Genomic DNA, 16,551 nt, shown 5'->3' with positions numbered 1-16,551 from the left:
CGATCCACACAAGTGCGGCGGATCATGTGCCTCACTCTGGCATGCCTCAGCCTCGGTTGAGTCTGCTTGTAGAGTTGCTGCAGTGGAGCGCTCCGAGATCTTCGACATTGCCCACCTGCGCCATCCGATCGCGGCGCCGGTGGCGCCCCAGCGGCTACGCGAACTGGTCGGCTGGCTGCGCCCAAGCGACGGCGCCCGCGCCGTCGACCTCGGGTGCGGAGAGGGCGAGTGGCTGCAGGAGTTGCTGCTTGCCCACCCCGGGATCACGGGCGTAGGGATAGACCACATGCTCCCAGCCTCTGCCGCCGGGCGTGCCGGCGAGCGGGGGCTGAGCGACCGTGTGCGCTGGATCGAAACGGATGCCGCCACCTGGGCCGACGGGGTCTTCGACGTGGTGCTGTGCGTCGGTGCGAGCCACGCCTTCGGCCGGCTAGAGGACATGCTGGTCGCTGTCCGGCGGCATCTGCGCCCCGGCGGCCAAGCGCTGATCGGCGACAGCATCTGGGAGGGCCCCCCGTCGGCCTCTGCGCTGGCGGCGCTTGAGGTTTCTGCCGACGCTTATCCCGACCTCGCCGGCCTCGTGCGAGCCACCCGTGAGCACGGGTTCGAGCCGTCGTACGGGCACGTAAGCACGTTGGCCGAGTGGGACGACTACCAGTTCAGTTGGACCGGGTCGCTCGTCGACTGGGCCGTACGGGAGGCCTCGACGACGGAGGATCGTGACCAGGCGCTTGCCGTTGCACGTGAGCATCGCGAGGCCTGGCTGAGCGGCGCGCGACGCGAGCTTGGGTTCGCCACCTTCGTCCTGCACGACGTCGCCGCCGCTGGCGCGCGCGACTGATCGGCGTTCACGTTGCTGCCAATGTTACGGCGGCCAGCTCGTCGAGTGATCCGACAAGAAGTCAGAAGGGCAAGTCGCACGACACGCCGATCCACAGGTCTTGACTATTCCTCTACCACCAGCCCCGGAAGGTCACTACCGCTGCCGGAACGGTCGAGGTCAAAGCTCCGCGTGTGAACGACAAGCGTGTCGACGAGGCCACGGGCGAGCGCGAGCGGTTCTCCTCGGCGATCCTGCCGCCCTGGTGCCGCAAATCCCCAAAGATCAGCGAGGTGCTGCCCCTGCTCTACCTGCATGGCCTGTCCTCGGGCGACTTCGTGCCCGCGCTGGAGCAGTTCCTGGGCAGCTCGGCCGGGCTCTCGCCTGCAACGGTCACGCGTCTGACAGCGCAGTGGCAGACCGATCACGCCGCCTTCATGGACCGCGACCTCGCGGAGGTCGACTACGTGTACGTGTGGGCCGACGGCATCCACCTCAACGTCCGCCTGGAGGAGGCCAAAGCCTGCGTCCTGGTGCTCATCGGGGTCCGCGCGGACGGATCGAAGGAGCTGGTCGCACTCAAGGACGGCTACCGTGAGTCCGCCGAGTCGTGGGCGGATCTGATGCGCGACTGTGCCCGCCGCGGCAAGCGCGCCCCCGTCCTCGCGGTCGGCGACGGCGCCCTGGGTTTCCGGAAGGCCCTCGCGGAGGTGTTCCCCGAAACCCGCGAGCAAAGGTGCTGGGTTCACAAAACCGCAAACGTCCTCGACGTAATGCCGAAGTCCGCGCAGCCGGGGGCGAAGAAGGCGATCCAGGACATCTACAACGCCGAGGACCGCGACCACGCCGAGGCGGCGGTCAAGACGTTCGCCCAGCTCTACGGCGCGAAGTCGGACGAAGATCAGGTACAGCAGTCGTAACGCCACGCCTCGCGATCATGCTCCTACGGCTCATGGTGCGCGATCACCGCAGCTCAGTGCCCAGGTGCAGAGTTCTGGCACCCCACAGGGTCTACGGAGCTATCCGCGTGCGTGACGGCCAGGCCGTCACCCTCACCGCATCATCGCGCAACAGCCTCTACTACCAACGGTTCCTGGAGATGCCGGAACAGGCCAACCCGGTCGGCGACATCCACGTCATCACCGACAACCTCTCCAGCCACAACAGCAAATCCACCCGCGAATGGCTGCTCGACCACCCCCGCATCAAACACGCGTTCATCCCCGTCGGCGCCTGCCGGCTCAACCTCCAGGAACCCTGGTGGCGACTGTTCCGCCGCGAAGCACTGGCCGGACAGAGCTTCGCCGACCCCAACGAGATCGACCACGCCACCCGGCAGGCCACAGCGGCCCTCAACGCCCGTGCCAGACCCTGGGTATGGGGCCGTCCGGCGCCCAAACCCAGGAAGCTGCGACGCCGGTTTATCTACCACCTTTGAGGAACGCAGCAGTAAGGACCACCGCGCCGTGGTGTCGACGCCTGCTCATGCGGCAGCCGCTCTCTTTGCATGGAGGAGAGTCACGACCGTGTGGTAGTGATTGCAGGTTGCTGGAGCCGAGTGGGCAGGGCAGGTGGCGCAGGGCAGGTCCCTCCGACGCCGCCGCCGATCTCCAGTGCTCTCCCCGACTCGGGGCGCGCGCCACCTCGTGGCGTGTCCGCGGCCGGCAGGCCGGTGGTAGCCGTTGAGCGTGGAGTGCCCTACCAGTTCAACGAGTTCTCCGGCCGCGCGAACGGTGGCGGGAGAAACGACGAGTCGCTTCTGGGAGGAAGTCGTGAAGGTGACCTTGGCGTTCGTCGCCGAACCCGAGCAGGTCGGTTTCCCGCTGTGGACCGCACCGCTGACCACACCGCTGTTGGCCTCCTGCCTGACCGCCGCCGGGCACGAGGTGGAACTGCTGGACACCCGGCTGTGCGAGGCGCCTCTGGCCGACGAGCTCGCCGCGACGAGCGGGGACGTCGTGGCGATCAGCTTCATGTCCCACTCGCGTGACGAGGCGTTCGAGGTAGCCGCGCTGTGCCGCGAGCAGGGCCGGATCACCATCGGCGGCGGGGCACACCCCACCGTGTTACCCGGGGAACTCGTGGACAGCGGGTTGTTCGACCACGTCGTGCGTGGTGAGGGCGAGCGCACCCTGCCCCGCCTCGTCACGGACATCGAGCGGGGGCGCCGCCCGGAGGAGCAGGTCCTCCAGGGTGAGCCGTTCGACCTGCTGGACTACCCGCAGCCGCGCGACGACGCCGCCTACCGGGACGTGTACCGCCCGCCCTCCTTCGTGTCGACGTCGCGGGCGGCGAGCCTGACCGGGCTGACCGCGGAGGCGGTGGCCGAGCTGGCGAGCCGCGACGACGGTCTGGTCGACGTGGACGCGCTGCGCGGCCTGTCCGCCGAGCGCTTCCCGGCCACCCGCGAGTTCCGGTCGATCTACCTGGAGCTGGGGCGCGGTTGCCCGTTCCACTGCCGGTACTGCACCATCCAGAACGACTGGTTCGCGCCCAAGGCCGGCCGCGCCAGGCCCTTGGCCGACGTGGTCGCGGAGGTGCGGTACTTCGTCGACCGCTACGACACGAACTACGTCATCCTGGTCGACTCCATCGCGCCCGCCTACCCGGACTTCGCGCGATTCGCCGAGTTCATGAAGACCGACCTGCCCGACGTGGAGTTCAGCTTCAACTGCACTTCGACGCACTTCACCCCGGCCGTGGCCGAGGCGCTGGCCGGCGCGAACTGCCTGGTGTGGTTCGGTTTCGAGACCGCCTCGCCCAGGTTGCTGCGCGCGCTGCGCAAGCCGGGGAACGCGCGCACGCAGCTCCGGGCCACCGAGCTGTGCGCCGAGCACGGCATCCGCTTCGGCGCCAACCTCCTGCTGGGCGTGCCCGGTGAGACCACCGAGGACTACGAGCTGACCATGGAGTTCCTGGCCGAGACCCGGCCGCACAGCCCGAACCCGAACATCCTCACCCCTCTTCCGGGCACCGACACGTACCGGCGCTGCCTCGACGAAGGGCTGCTGCGCGACCCCGGCCACTACCGGTCGTGGACCGCGGACCAGATCCGGACCAGGGGTCACGGCCCGCTGCTCGGCGTCGACTACGACCGGGTGCTGTCCTACCACCGCCGGATGCTCGAACTCGACCGCACCGGCGAGGTGGTGCACGTGGAGCGCGGCTGCCACCTCAAGCCGCACGAGTGAGGACCTCGCCGGTCAGCCCGACCAGCGGAAGATCAGCGTCGCCACCGTGAAGCTGCCCACCACCCACGCCAGCATCACCGCCACGCCGCCGGCGATGGCGGACGGGCCGGCACCCTCGATCACGACTGCCCGCAGCACGTCGTTGACCGTCGTCAGCGGCAGCAACTCCAGCAGCGGTTGGAGGACCTCCGGGTAGCGCGTGGACGGGAAGAACACGCCGGAGCCCAGGTACATCGGCATGGTGGCGGAGCTGAGCAGGCCGCTGACCGTCTGGAGGCTCCGGACGCGGGCCGCGACGAGCAGGCCGATGCCCGCGAACACGAGCGCGCCGAGCGCCGTCACCGCGACCAGCAGCACCAGTGACCCGCGGACGGGGAGGTCGAACACCAGGACGCCGAACACCAGCAGGATCGGCAGCTCCAGCAGCATCACCAGGGCGCGCACCACGACGAAGCTGAACAGGAACGCCGATTTGTGCATCGGCGTGGCGACCATCCGCTTGACCAGCTTGCGGATGCGCAGGTCGGCGACGGAGTAGCCCACGCCCCACAGCCCACTGGTCATCAGGCCCATGCCGATCAGGCCGGGGATCAGGAAGTGGACGTAGTCCTCGTCGCGACCGGAGCCGGAGCCGACGTCGCGGAACGCCAGACCCAGCACCAGGGCCAGCAGTACCGGCGAGGCAAACGTCCAGAACACGCTGCCCGGCTCGCGGTAGTAGGTGCGCAACCGCGCCAGGGCCAGCTGGCCGAACTGGAATGCGTGGAAGTTCATGGCGCCGCCGATGGTAGCGTCGCGAGATCATGTCGTCACTCGCGGTGCGGTGCCGGGAACTGGTCAAGCGCTACGGTGCCGTGACCGCGCTCGACGGTCTCGACCTCGACGTGCGCGAGGGCGAGTGCTTCGGCGTGCTCGGCCCCAACGGCGCGGGCAAGACCACCACCATGGAGATCATCGCCGGTCTGCTCGCCGCGGACGGCGGCGAGGTCGTGGTGCTCGACGGCCGGTGGGGTCGGGACAAGCGGCTGCGTGCCGAGGTGGGCATCGCGCTGCAGGAGACGCACCTGCCCGACCACCTGACCGTGCGGGAGCTGCTCCGGCTGTTCCGCTCCTTCTACCGGCAGGGGCCGACGGTCGACGCGCTGATCGACCTGCTGGGCCTGGCCGACCGGCAGGACGCCCTGTTCGTGCACCTGTCCGGCGGGCAGAAGCAGCGGGTTGCCGTGGGTTGCGCGCTGGTCGGCGACCCGCGGCTGCTGCTGCTGGACGAGCCGACGGCGGGGCTGGACCCGCAGGCGCGCCGCCGGATCTGGGAGGTGCTGGAGCAGCTGCGCGCGCGGGGCCGCACCGTGGTGCTGAGCACGCACTACATCGACGAGGCCGAGCGGCTGTGCGACCGGGTCGCGGTGATCGACCACGGCCGGGTGATCGCCCAGGGCACGCCCGCGGCGCTGATCGCCGAGCTGGGCGGCACCGGGGTGGTGGAGTTCGCGGTCGACGGCGAGCACGATTTCACCGCCTTGCCCGGCGTGCAATCGGTGCAGCGGCTCGACGACGGCTACGCGCTCACCGTGACCGAGGTCCACACGACGGTCGAGGCCCTGTTCGCGCGGGCCGCGTCGGCGGGTTTCCGCATCGGCGGCCTCACCACGCGGCAGGCCACGTTGGAGGACGTGTTCGTCACCCTCACCGGACGCCAGCTGCGCGACTGAACTTCCTTTCCCCGCAAGGGGGAATATCCCGCCCCGGGTCGCATGAGACTACGTCGGACGGCCCATTCCGGGGCCGGTCCAGGTCGGTAAGGTCCGAACCGGGAGGTGGCCAGGTGCCGGTGATCTTACGCGTTCGGGTCGCGGCCGTGCTCGTGGTGGGGGTCCTGATCGGCTCCTGCGGTACGCCCGCCCCCGAGACCCCGCGACCCGACGACACGGCGGGGTTCCCGGTCACCGTCGGCCCGCTGACGCTGGACGAGCGGCCCGCGCGGATCGTGGTGCTCGCCCCGACCGCCACCGAGATGCTCTTCGCCATCGGCGCGGGCGGGCAGGTGGTCGCGGTGGACGACCAGTCGACCCATCCCCCCGAGGCGCCCCGGTCCGACCTGTCTGGGTTCCAGCCCAACGCCGAGGCCATCGCCGCCCACGAGCCGGACCTGGTCGTGATCTCCAGCGACATCAACCAGATCGCGAACCAGCTCGACACCCTGGGCATCCCGGTGTACCAGGCGGGCCCGGCGCGGACCCTGGACGACTCATACACGCAGCTCGACGACCTGGGCCGGCTGACCGGGCACGCCGCCGAGGCGGGCAACGTCGTGACCCGGATGCGCGACGACATCGCCGGGATCGTGGCGGACGTGCCGGAGCGGAGGGAGGAACCGACCTACTACTACGAACTGGACCAGGCGCTCTACACGGTGACCGGCACGACGTTCATCGGGGCGCTGTTCGACCGCCTCGGCCTGGTCAACGTGGCCGACCGGGCCGGCCTCCAGGGCACGAACGCGGGGTATCCGCAACTGTCCGCCGAGTTCCTGATCGACGCCGACCCGGACCTGATCTTCCTCGCGGACACCAAGTGCTGCGGGCAGAGCGCGGACACCGTCAAGGCGCGGCCGGGCTGGAGCGGCATCACGGCGGTGCGCACCGACCGCATCGTGGCCCTGGACGACGACATCGCGTCGCGCTGGGGCCCGCGCGTGGTGGAGCTGGTCCGGACCATCGCGGACGCGGCGGGCGAGGTCGGGTGAAGGACCGTCCGCCGTGGTGAGGCCCGCCGGGGCCGGCACACCGGCGCGGCGGGCGTCCGACCCGGTGCTGCGACCCGCCCGGCTGCGGCCGGTGTGGCTGGGGATCGGCCTGCTGTCGGTGCTCGTCGCGACGGTCGTGGGCGTGAGCAGCGGACCGGTGGCGCTCCCCCTGCCCGCTGTCGCGGCCGAGCTGTTCGACCTGCTCCCCGGAATCGACCTGGACAGCGGGCTGTCGGAACGGGAACGGGCGCTGCTGGTGCAGCTGCGCCTGCCCAGGGTCGTGCTGGGCCTGCTGGTCGGCGGGCTGCTCGCCCTGGCTGGCGGCTGCTACCAGGGCGTGTTCCGCAACCCGCTGGCAGACCCGCACCTGCTGGGCGTGGCGGCGGGAGCGGGCCTCGGCGTCACGGCGGTGATCACGCTGCGCCGCGGTGCGGGCGCCGACGCCACCGCCGCGCTGCCCCTGGCCGCCCCGCTCGCCGCGTTCGTCGGCGCGATCACCGCCGTCTCGCTGACCTACCTCCTCGCGGCGCGCGGTGGCGGCGACCGCTCGCCGTCCACCCTGATCCTGGCGGGCGTGGCGGTGTCGGCCTTCCTGGCCGCCGGTCAGACGTTCCTGATGCAGCGCGACGCCGACGCGATCCGGGAGATCTACTCGTGGCTGCTGGGCAGGCTCGGCACGGCGGGCTGGCGCGACGTCCTGCTGGTGCTGCCCTACGCGGTGGTGACGGTGGTGGTCGTGCTGCTGCACCGGCGGCAGCTCGACGTGCTGTCGGTGGGCGACTCGGAGGCCGCCGGGCTGGGGCTGGACCCGCAGCGCACGCGGTACGCGCTGGCCGCCGCGGCGTCGCTGGGCACGGCGGCGGCGGTGTCGGTCTCCGGGCTCATCGGGTTCCTGGGGATCATCGTGCCGCACACCGTGCGCCTGCTCGCGGGCGCCGGGTACCGCACGATCCTGCCGCTGTCGATGCTGTTCGGCGGCGCGTTCCTGGTGCTCGCCGACCTGCTGGCGCGCACCGCCGCGGCACCGGCGGAGATCCCGATCGGTGTGGTCACCGCGTTCCTCGGCGCGCCGTTCTTCGTCCTGGTGCTGCGCACCACCAGCCAGGGGACACGGCTGTGACCGCGCCGGTGGTCGACGCCCGCGGCCTCCGGGTGGAGCTGGGCGGCAACGCCGTGCTACACGGGGTGGACCTGACCGTCGGCGCCGGCGAGTGGGTGGCGGTCATCGGCCCCAACGGTGCGGGCAAGTCGACCCTGCTCAACGCGGTCACCGGGCTGGTACCGGCGACCGGTTCCGCGGCGCTGTTCGGCCGCGACGTGCGGCGGATGCGGCACCGCGAGCGGGCCCGAGTGGTGGCCCTGGTCGTCCAGTCGCCGGTCGTGCCGCCCGGCGTCACGGTCCTCGACTACGTCCTGCTCGGCCGCACCCCCTACATCCCCAGGTTCGGCCGCGAGTCGGCCGCCGACCTCGACGTGGTGCGCGACGTCCTGGTCCGGCTGGAACTGCTGGACTTCGCCGACCGCGCACTGCCGACGCTGTCCGGCGGCGAGCTGCAACGCGTGTTCCTGGCCCGCGCCCTCGCTCAGGAGGCGCGGCTGCTCCTGCTCGACGAACCGACCAGCGCCCTGGACATCGGCCACCAGCAGGAGGTCCTCGACCTCGTGGACACCCTGCGCCGCGACCACGAGCTGACCGTGCTGACGACCATGCACGACCTGTCGATCGCCGGCGTGTACGCCGACCGGGTCGTGCTGCTGGTCGACGGTCGTGTGGTGGCGGCCGGTACGCCGCGCGAGGTGATCACCGAATCGATGATCGCCACCCACTACCAGGCGCGGGTCCGGGTGATCGACGCCGAGGACGGACCGCTGGTGGTGCCGATCCGCTCCCGCGACTGACCGAAGGCACAGGAGGCCGCTGTGGAACACCACGACTACACCGACTCCACGCCCCTGCTCGACGACGCACCGCGCCTGGCCGACCGGCTAGCCGAGGACGGTTACCTCCTCCTGCGCGGCGTGCTGCCGGCAGCAGAGGTGGAGCGCGTGCGCGACCTCGTACTCGCCACCGCCGCGGCGGCCGGGTGGCTGCACGCCGCGGAAGCGGCCGAGGACGGCCTGCCGGCGGTCGACGTCGAGGCGATGGCACGCTGCGGCGAACCGGACCGCGAGGCCACCCGGCGCGCGATGTGGAACCGCCGCGAGTTCCACGCCCTCATGCACTCACCCGCCCTGCTGGGCGTGGTGGAGGGCCTGCTGGGCGAACCGGTCTTCCCGCACCCGCGCAAGGTGCTGCGCCTCGTGCCACCGGAGGCCGCCGGGGGCTCGTTCGTGAGCGGCTGGCACCAGGACCACCCCGGTGTGCAGGGCTCGGCGCGCACGCTCACCGCGTGGACCCCGTTGGCCCCGGTCTCGGCCCGGTCGGGCGGGCTGGCGGTCGTGCCGGGGTCCCACCGCGACGGCGTCCTGCCACTGCGGTTGTCCGCCGGCACGATCGTCGGCTGGGAGATCGACACCGCCGTCGACGCGGTCCGCAGCGGCCCGATGTGGCCGGGTGACGTGCTGGTGTTCACCGCGCACACCGTGCACGGCGGTGGCCGGAACACCGGTCGGGGACCCCGGCTGTCCGCCGACTGCCGATACCAGCCGCTGCGCGAACCGGTGTGCCGCGACTCGCTGGAGCTGGACGTCGGCCACTCGTGGGACGAGGTCTACCGGACCTGGCCGGGCGGCGGGGTGGACGACCCGCTGGCCCGCTACTGGCACGAGCTGCCGCTCGACGTCGTCGACTACGACCGGCGCGCCGACTCGGTCCGGGAACGCGAGGCGATCGCCGCGGGCCGCAACCACGACCCCCGCGCCGCCCGGGCGCTGCGGATCACCGCCGCGCACAGCGCCGACCCGGCGGTCGCGGCCGAGGCCGCCGCGCTGCTGTCCGCGCTCGACCGGGACGCGGGCGGGGCCGCGTGAATCCGGAACACCGCCAGGTTAACGGCCGGTCGGTGCTGCTGTGGCGCACCGACCGGCCGTGGCTGGCGATCTCGTCCGCGGTGCACGGCGGCGGCATCGGCGAGCGTGAGTGGGTGCTCAACGCCACCGTGCCGCAGGACTACGACCGCGACGACCCGGCCGCCGACGTGCTCGACCTCGCCGCCGCGTGCGGTCTGGTCGGGAACGGCACCGGCGTGCTGACCGCCCTGGACGTTCGCCAGGAGGTGACCAGAACCGACCGCGGGGTGGCGGTCACCGCGACCACCGGCATCGGCGCCCACCCGACCTGGGCGGCGGGCGACGGGACATTGGCGTGGCGGCCGGGCACGATCAACGTGGTGGGGTGGTTCCCCGAGCGGTTGACGCCGGCGGCGCTGGTCAACGCCGTGGCCACGGCCGCGGAGGCCAAGGCCCAAGCGCTGGTGGAGGCTGGCGTGCCGGGCACCGGGACGCCCACTGACGCCACGGTGCTGCTGTGCCCGACGACGGGGCCGGCGGAGGAGTACGGTGGCCCGCGTTCCGTTCTGGGCGCACGGCTGGCGCGCGCGGTGCACGCGGCGGTGCGGGCGGGTCTGCGCACCTCGCCGATGACCTGGTCCACTCCGCCGACCGATCCCGGGCGGTCGGTACCGCGGACCACCTGACCGGACACCCTTGCTCGCTCTCGAAGCCGTCGCCGATCGACTGATCACCTCCGCAGCAGTGCCGGCCGAACGCCGCCTGATGAAACTTCGAATGCCGACTTGTTGCGATTCATTCGGGGACGCCAACCGATCACTCGACTGTGCAACCTTGGCTGGTCCCGCATACTTGCCAATCGATAGCATCGAGTTCACGATGAGGTTGTCCCCTTGAACCGGACACCCTGATCCCAGACAGCGGTCTGGGGAAGGATGTTCCCCGTGTCAGGCAAGTCGAAGTACCCCGAGCAGTTCCGCAGGGACGCCGTGGAGCTGGCCCGTTCGTCGGACCGGCCGTTGCGGCAGGTCGCCCGCGAGCTGGGCGTCAACCACGAGACCCTGCGCAACTGGGTCCGCACCGCCGAACAGGCGCAGGCCGGACCGGTCGACACGGCGGCGGTGGTGGACCAGGAGGAGCTGCGGGCGCTGCGCAAGCGCGTGGCGGAACTGGAGTTGGAGAAGGACATCCTGCGCAAAGCCGCCGCGTATTTTGCCAAGGAGATGGGTCGTTGACGCTGTGCCTGCCGATAACCTCATCCATGCAGGTGAGAAGCGTGAGCGGGACAAGGGCTCGGGATAGCCCGTGGGGGTGCTCGTGTTCTACGGCTTCGTCGACTGACGCGGCATGATGACCGGCCATGCTGCTCCGACTGGCCTACCTGAGCGTGACCAAGGCGTTCGCGTTGCTGCGTCTGCTGCCCATGAGCGATCGGGACAAGGACGTGGAGATCCTGGCGCTACGCCACCAGGTCACGATCCTGGAACGCCAACTGGGTAACGCCCGTCCGCGGTTCTCTCCCGGCGATCGGGCGTTCCTCACGGCGCTGCTGCACCGACTTCCGGTCGAGGCTCTTCGTCGGCTCCGATTGCTGGTGCGCCCGGAGACGGTGCTGCGGTGGCACCGGGACCTCATCGCACGACACCACGCGGCCCAATCCCGCCCCCAGCGGCCCGGCCGCCCACGGACCATCCGCTCGATCCGGCTCCTCGTGCTGCGCCTGGCGCGGGAGAATCCTGCCTGGGGTTACCGCCGCATCCACGGCGAACTTCTCGTGCTCGGTATCAGGGTCGCCGCGTCCACGGTGTGGCAGATCCTCAAGGACGCCGGGATCGATCCGACGGCCGAGCGGACCACGATGACCTGGTCGGCCTTTCTCCGCTCGCAGGCCGACGCGCTGCTGGCCTGCGACTTCTTCGAGACCTGCACGTCGAGCGGCGTCCGCCTGCACGTGCTCGCGGTGATCGAGCACGCCGGCCGCCGGATCAGGGTCCTCGGCGCCACCGCGAATCCGACCGCCTCCTGGGTCACCCAGGCCGCCAGGAACCTCGTCATGGACCTCGATGACGCGGGCAGCCCCGCACGGTTCCTGATCCGCGACCGGGACGGGAAGTTCCCGGCGCTGTTCGATGCCGTCCTCGCCGACGGGGGCATCCAGGTCGTCCTCAGCGGCGTCCGAATCCCGCGGATGAACGCGATCATGGAACGCTGGATCCGGACCTGCCGTCGCGAACTCCTCGACCGAACGCTGATCTGGAACCAACCGCACCTGCTCCACGCCCTGCGCGAGTACGAGCAGTTCTACAACACCCACCGGCCCCACCAAGGCATCGCCAACGCACGACCACTACACGCGCTGCCACCACCGACCACCGACCAAGCAGCGCTCAGCCGGCTCGACATCCGCCAACGGCAACGACTGGGCGGCATCCTCAACGAGTACCACCACGCCGCCTGACCTGCACGGACGACGTTTTCGGCAGGCGCAGGGTCTGGAGTTCGGCAAGGTCGCACAGGTGTTCGCGATCGTCCTGGTGCCGGTGGTGCTGGGCATGCTGGTGCGGCGCTGGTCCGCGGCGTTCGCCGACCGCGCGGACCGGTCGGCGCGGATCTTCTCGGCGGTCGTGCTGGTGGCCGTGATCGCGGGCGCGATCATCGCCGAACTGGACAACATCGGCGGCTACCTGACCGACATCGGGCTGGTGGCCGTGTTGTTCTGCGCGTGCAGCCTCACTGCGGGCTACCTGCTGCCACGGCTGGCGAAGGTCGGCAGGCGGCAGGCGGCAGGCGGTGGCGTCGGCGTTCGAGGTGGGCGTGCACAACAGCACGTTGGCGATCACGGTCGCGCTGACCGTGCTGGGCAGTGAGCGGTTGGCGGTGCCGGCCGCCGTGTACGGCGTGGTGATGTTCCCCTTGCCGCCGCGGCCGGCTACCTGCTGACCAGGACCTCAGCCGAGCACGACACCGTGCCCGGCTGAGGTCGCGTACCGACTCACGGGACTGGCCCGGCTCGTGAGGCCGGGCCAGTCTCCGAACCTACAGCGGTCGTCTAGCCGCAGGCCCACACGTACCAAATCGGCTTCCAGTCGCCTTCCGCATCCCTGGCTTTAGGACCCGCAGGCGGTGTCCTGTAGACCATGAGGTAATCCCTGTCGAACATCTCCGCGCGGATGCCCTCCGACTGGTTGTTCCACCAGGAACCGCTGCGGTTCCAGCCGTCGGGAATCTCGTGGTACACGCCGCACTTCGACCTCTGCCAGAAATCGCCCTTGTAGTGCGCGTCCTTCCAGCCGCAGAAGAAGCGGTAGCTGCATTGGCCGAGGCCTGCGGGCTGCACGCCGGATGCACCCAGATCGCGGGCGTACTCCTCTCCCGGCAGGGCCACGATCAAGCGTCCGTCCGGAAAGTCGATGCGGTTGGCGGAGCCCTGCGTCCCGCCCTGTTGCGCGAGGTAGCCGTCGACCTTCTCCTGGAGCGCTGCCGCCTGCGCGCTGTTCAGCCCAGCGCGCTCTGTCTGTGCGGCAAACCGCGCACCGGCACCGTCCGGAGAGGCGGCGGACGCCTCGGTCGAGGCCACGAGCGTCGAGGCCACGAGCGCGACCATGACGAAGGCGAGGAGGGCAACCAGGTGCCTCCCCAACGTGGACCTACGGATGCCACGCGGGCCTATGGACATCGAGTGGTCTGGATCTGACACGAGTGTTCCTTGGCGCACTGCAACTTCCCCCTGTTCCGTAAGAGAGCCACGGCGATCCTGCCGATCACCGGACAACCCGATGACGCCCCTCGCTTCGGGCCTTGGTGAGTCAGCCGCCGTGGATGCCATGGTGGTGAGCCGACCGGGTACGAACCTTGCGAAGATCCTGAAACCGGCAGCTCATCCTGCTATCGATGGACCCGGAGGGACGTGTCGCCACCGATGGGGGGAACCGGTCGTGGACGAACTGCGGGTCCTGGGCACGGTCCAGGCATGGGCCGGTGGGCGTCGGGTCGAGGTGGGGCATGCCCGGCAGCAGTGCGTCCTGGTGGCGCTTGCGGTCGACGCGAACCGGGTGGTCGACGCCGATCAACTGCTGGACCGGGCTTGGGGCGAGCGCATCCCGTTGCGGGGGCGCGAGACCCTGTACACCTACCTGTCCAGGCTGCGCCGCGCGTTGTCCGAGGTGCGGGACGTGACGATCGTGCGCCGGTCGGGCGGCTGGGAGCTCCGGGTCGACCCGGACGCGGTGGACCTGCACCGGTTCCACCGTCTGCTCGCGCACGCCCGCGGCACGCCGGACCCCGTGGCGGGGTCGGTGGCGGTGGAGCAGGCGTTGGCGTTGTGGCGGGGGGAGCCGTTCACCGGGCTGGACACCCCGTGGATCAGCTCCGTCCGGGAGTCGCTGGGGCAACAACGCCGGGCCGCCGAACTGGACCACACCGACCTGGCGCTCCAAGCGGGCAGGCACACCGAACTGCTTCCCGCCCTCGCCGCCCGCGCCGGAGAACACCCCCTCGACGAACGGGCCGCCGCCCAGTACCTCCTGGCGCTGTACCGCTGCGGCCGCCAGGCCGACGCCCTGACCCACTACCAGACCGTGCGGGAGCGACTGGCCCAGGAACTGGGCGCGGATCCCGGCCCGGACCTCCAGGCGCTTCACCACCGCATCCTCACCGCCGACGCCACGCTCACCGTGACCGAGCCGGCGCCGGCCGTCCAGCACCCGGTGCCCCGGCAACTGCCGTCGGCGCCGCCGCACTTCACCGGCCGCGTCGCCGAACTGGCCGCGTTGACCACCACCCTGGACGCCGCCGCCGACCACGCCGCCACCGTGGTTGTCTCGGCCATCGCCGGCGCGGGCGGCATCGGCAAGACCTGGCTGGCCCTGCACTGGGCCCACCGGCACGCCGACCGGTTCCCCGACGGACAGCTGTTCGTGGACCTGCGCGGCTTCAGCCCGGAGGGCGAGCCGATGGACCCCGCAGTGGCCGTGCGCGGGTTCCTCGACGCCCTCGGCGTCGACCCCGGCCGCATCCCGGTCGACCCGCACGCCCAGGCCGCACTGTTCCGCAGCCTCGTGGCGGACAGGCGGATGCTGCTGGTGTTGGACAACGCCGCCGACACCACCCAGGTAATCCCGCTGCTGCCCGGCAGCCGGTCGTGCACGGTCGTGGTGACCAGCCGCGACCGACTACCCGGCCTGATCACCGGCCACGGCGCCCGTCACCTCGCCCTGCACATCCTCGACGACGCCGAAGCCCGCGATCTGCTCACCACCCGACTCGGCGCCGCACGCGTCCAGGCGGAACCCGACGCGGTCGGCGAGCTGGTGCGGTTGTGCGGCGGTTTCCCGCTGGCGCTGAGCATCATCGCCGGCCGCGCGCACACCCACCCGCACCTGTCCCTCGCCGCGATCGCCGACGAACTGCGCGACAGCGGACTCGACGCGCTCGACGACGGCGACCCAGCCGCGAGCCTGCCCGCGGTGCTGTCCTGGTCCCACCAGGCCCTCACCGCCGACCAGGCCACCACGTTCGCGCTCCTCGGCATCGCACCCGGCGCGGACATCGGTCTCCCCGCCGCCGCGAGCCTCGTCGGCCTGGCCCTCAACGACACCAGGACGGTGCTGCGCGCGCTGGAACAGGCATCACTGATCAACCAGGACGCCCCCGGCCGCTACCGGCTGCACGACCTGATCCGCCGCTACGCCACCACCACCGCACACGACCTGGCAGAGGAGGTGCGGGAGGCCGCACTGGCGCGGGTACTCGACTTCTACACCCACACCGCCCACGCCGCCGACCGCCTGCTGTACCCCCACCGCCTGCCCGCCCAACTCGGCACGCCCGGACCAGGCACCCGGCACCACCCGCTGCCGGACGTCCCGGCCGCGTTGGCCTGGTTCGACACTGAACACCCCAACCTGCTCGCCGCCCAACGCACCGCGGCCGCCCACGCACAGCACCACGCGGTATGGCGGGTGGCCTGGACGCTGAGCACCTTCCACACCCGGCGGGGACACCACCACGACGAACTCGACGTGTGGCTGGCCGCGCTGAACGCCGCCGCACACCTGCCCGACCCCACCACCCACACCGTCACCCACCGCTACCTCGGCGGCGCCTACACCAATCTGGGACGCCACAGGGAAGCGACCGAACACCTGCACCAGGCCCTCGCCCTGGCCGAACACCACCACGACGTCCTCCACCAGGGCCACATCCGCTTCTACCTCGCGTGGGCATCGGAACGGCGCGGCGACTACCGGCAAGCTCTGGAGCACGCCCGACGTGTCCTGGACCTCCCGTGGACGCACGACCAGCCGGTGTGGAAGGCCGACGCACTCAACCAGGTGGGCTGGCACGCCGCCCGCCTCGGCGAGTACGACACCGCCCGTACCCACTGCCAGGCCGCCCTCACCGTGCACCGACGCCACCACAACCCCATCGGCGAGGCGCACGCGCTGGGCAACCTGGGTTACATCGACCACCACACCGGCCGGCACGAACGGGCTCTCGACCACTACGGGCAGTCGCTCGTCCTCCTCCGCCGGGCCGGTGACATCTCCAACGAAGCCATCACCCTGGATTGGGCGGGGCAGGCGCACACGGCTCTCGGCCGGCACGACCAGGCCCGCGCGGTGTGGCGGGAAGCTCTGGAGTTGTGCCGGCGACAAGGACGCCACGACGACGCCGAACGCGTCCGACGGCAACTCGACGAACTGAGCGGATCATCGGCGACGGACAACCCGCCCGCGCAGGCGGCGCACCCAATCCGCCGATGACGTCCAATCCGGTGAACCCATCACCCGACCAGGCAGATGATCTGACGCTGTGCGGCGGCACCGAAACGCCCACTGGCCTGG

15 protein-coding genes and 1 pseudogene are annotated in these 16,551 nt (G+C 71.0%); 14 read left to right on the top strand and 2 right to left on the bottom strand.

Translation table 11 applies throughout. The annotated features are described in order from the left end of the window. Positions 1-82 precede the first annotated feature (82 nt). From ALI22I_RS08560 to ALI22I_RS08545, 4 genes and pseudogenes are all read left to right on the top strand, one after another. Entirely contained in the window at positions 83-841 is a 759-nt protein-coding gene (locus ALI22I_RS08560) for an SAM-dependent methyltransferase (RefSeq protein WP_077004936.1), read from the top strand. Positions 842-954: 113 nt separating this feature from the next. Continuing rightward, a pseudogene (locus ALI22I_RS08555) lies at positions 955-1,710 on the top strand (IS256 family transposase); the annotation flags it as partial. A gap of 47 nt (positions 1,711-1,757) precedes the next feature. Further along, positions 1,758-2,258 carry a transposase gene (locus tag ALI22I_RS08550; RefSeq protein WP_083751564.1) on the top strand — a complete coding sequence of 167 codons (501 nt, stop codon included), beginning with the start codon at positions 1,758-1,760 and terminating at the stop codon, positions 2,256-2,258. Positions 2,259-2,592: 334 nt separating this feature from the next. Further along, on the top strand, positions 2,593-4,011 hold the full coding sequence (locus tag ALI22I_RS08545; protein ID WP_077004934.1) for a B12-binding domain-containing radical SAM protein: 1,419 nt from the start codon (positions 2,593-2,595) through the stop codon (positions 4,009-4,011). 12 nt (positions 4,012-4,023) lie between these two features. Here the strand turns inward: ALI22I_RS08545 and ALI22I_RS08540 are convergent, their stop codons facing one another. After that, entirely contained in the window at positions 4,024-4,785 is a 762-nt protein-coding gene (locus ALI22I_RS08540; RefSeq protein WP_077004933.1) for an ABC transporter permease, read from the bottom strand. Positions 4,786-4,814: 29 nt separating this feature from the next. Between ALI22I_RS08540 and ALI22I_RS08535 the strand changes: the two genes are divergently transcribed. The 9 genes from ALI22I_RS08535 (at position 4,815) to ALI22I_RS08495 (ending at position 12,573) form a co-directional block, all read left to right on the top strand. Beyond that, complete coding sequence (locus ALI22I_RS08535) at positions 4,815-5,723, top strand: ABC transporter ATP-binding protein (protein ID WP_077004932.1); 909 nt, start codon at positions 4,815-4,817, stop codon at positions 5,721-5,723. A 119-nt stretch (positions 5,724-5,842) separates the two neighbouring features. Then, on the top strand, positions 5,843-6,757 hold the full coding sequence (locus ALI22I_RS08530) for an ABC transporter substrate-binding protein (RefSeq protein WP_238598220.1): 915 nt from the start codon (positions 5,843-5,845) through the stop codon (positions 6,755-6,757). A 13-nt stretch (positions 6,758-6,770) separates the two neighbouring features. Beyond that, positions 6,771-7,877: a FecCD family ABC transporter permease gene (locus tag ALI22I_RS08525; protein WP_083751562.1), complete on the top strand. Its 1,107-nt coding sequence runs from the start codon at positions 6,771-6,773 to the stop codon at positions 7,875-7,877. Then, complete coding sequence (locus tag ALI22I_RS08520) at positions 7,874-8,656, top strand: ABC transporter ATP-binding protein (RefSeq protein ID WP_077004930.1); 783 nt, start codon at positions 7,874-7,876, stop codon at positions 8,654-8,656. Before ALI22I_RS08525 ends, ALI22I_RS08520 begins: the two co-directional genes overlap by 4 nt. 21 nt (positions 8,657-8,677) lie before the next feature. Then, positions 8,678-9,727: a phytanoyl-CoA dioxygenase family protein gene (locus tag ALI22I_RS08515; protein ID WP_077004929.1), complete on the top strand. Its 1,050-nt coding sequence runs from the start codon at positions 8,678-8,680 to the stop codon at positions 9,725-9,727. Positions 9,728-9,759: 32 nt separating this feature from the next. Beyond that, positions 9,760-10,392: an adenosylcobinamide amidohydrolase gene (locus ALI22I_RS08510; RefSeq protein ID WP_238598219.1), complete on the top strand. Its 633-nt coding sequence runs from the start codon at positions 9,760-9,762 to the stop codon at positions 10,390-10,392. 258 nt (positions 10,393-10,650) lie between these two features. Beyond that, on the top strand, positions 10,651-10,941 hold the full coding sequence (locus ALI22I_RS08505) for a transposase (RefSeq protein WP_179118157.1): 291 nt from the start codon (positions 10,651-10,653) through the stop codon (positions 10,939-10,941). 125 nt (positions 10,942-11,066) lie between these two features. After that, positions 11,067-12,164: an integrase core domain-containing protein gene (locus tag ALI22I_RS53335; protein WP_077004926.1), complete on the top strand. Its 1,098-nt coding sequence runs from the start codon at positions 11,067-11,069 to the stop codon at positions 12,162-12,164. A gap of 58 nt (positions 12,165-12,222) precedes the next feature. After that, a complete protein-coding gene (locus ALI22I_RS08495) occupies positions 12,223-12,573 on the top strand; it encodes a hypothetical protein (protein ID WP_077004925.1) in 351 nt (116 codons plus the stop codon). Between the two features lie 182 nt (positions 12,574-12,755). Here ALI22I_RS08495 and ALI22I_RS08490 read toward each other — a convergent pair whose 3' ends face one another. Beyond that, complete coding sequence (locus tag ALI22I_RS08490; protein ID WP_143532069.1) at positions 12,756-13,298, bottom strand: hypothetical protein; 543 nt, start codon at positions 13,296-13,298, stop codon at positions 12,756-12,758. A gap of 343 nt (positions 13,299-13,641) precedes the next feature. Here ALI22I_RS08490 and ALI22I_RS08485 point away from each other — a divergent pair, with 343 nt between their 5' ends. Then, on the top strand, positions 13,642-16,470 hold the full coding sequence (locus tag ALI22I_RS08485; protein ID WP_077004923.1) for an AfsR/SARP family transcriptional regulator: 2,829 nt from the start codon (positions 13,642-13,644) through the stop codon (positions 16,468-16,470). Positions 16,471-16,551: the final 81 nt, after the last annotated feature.

The organism is Saccharothrix sp. ALI-22-I (genome assembly GCF_001984175.1).
Lineage (GTDB): Bacteria > Actinomycetota > Actinomycetes > Mycobacteriales > Pseudonocardiaceae > Actinosynnema.
Note: the sequence above shows the minus strand (reverse complement) of the source record. Positions and strands in the feature narration are given on the sequence as shown.

Coding starts and splice junctions, on each gene's coding strand:
- ALI22I_RS08535 (WP_077004932.1), top strand. CDS start 4,815: ATGTCGTCACTCGCGGTGCGGTGCCGGGAACTGGTCAAGCGCTACGGT.
- ALI22I_RS08550 (WP_083751564.1), top strand. CDS start 1,758: ATGCTCCTACGGCTCATGGTGCGCGATCACCGCAGCTCAGTGCCCAGG.
- ALI22I_RS53335 (WP_077004926.1), top strand. CDS start 11,067: ATGCTGCTCCGACTGGCCTACCTGAGCGTGACCAAGGCGTTCGCGTTG.
- ALI22I_RS08540 (WP_077004933.1), bottom strand. CDS start 4,785: ATGAACTTCCACGCATTCCAGTTCGGCCAGCTGGCCCTGGCGCGGTTG.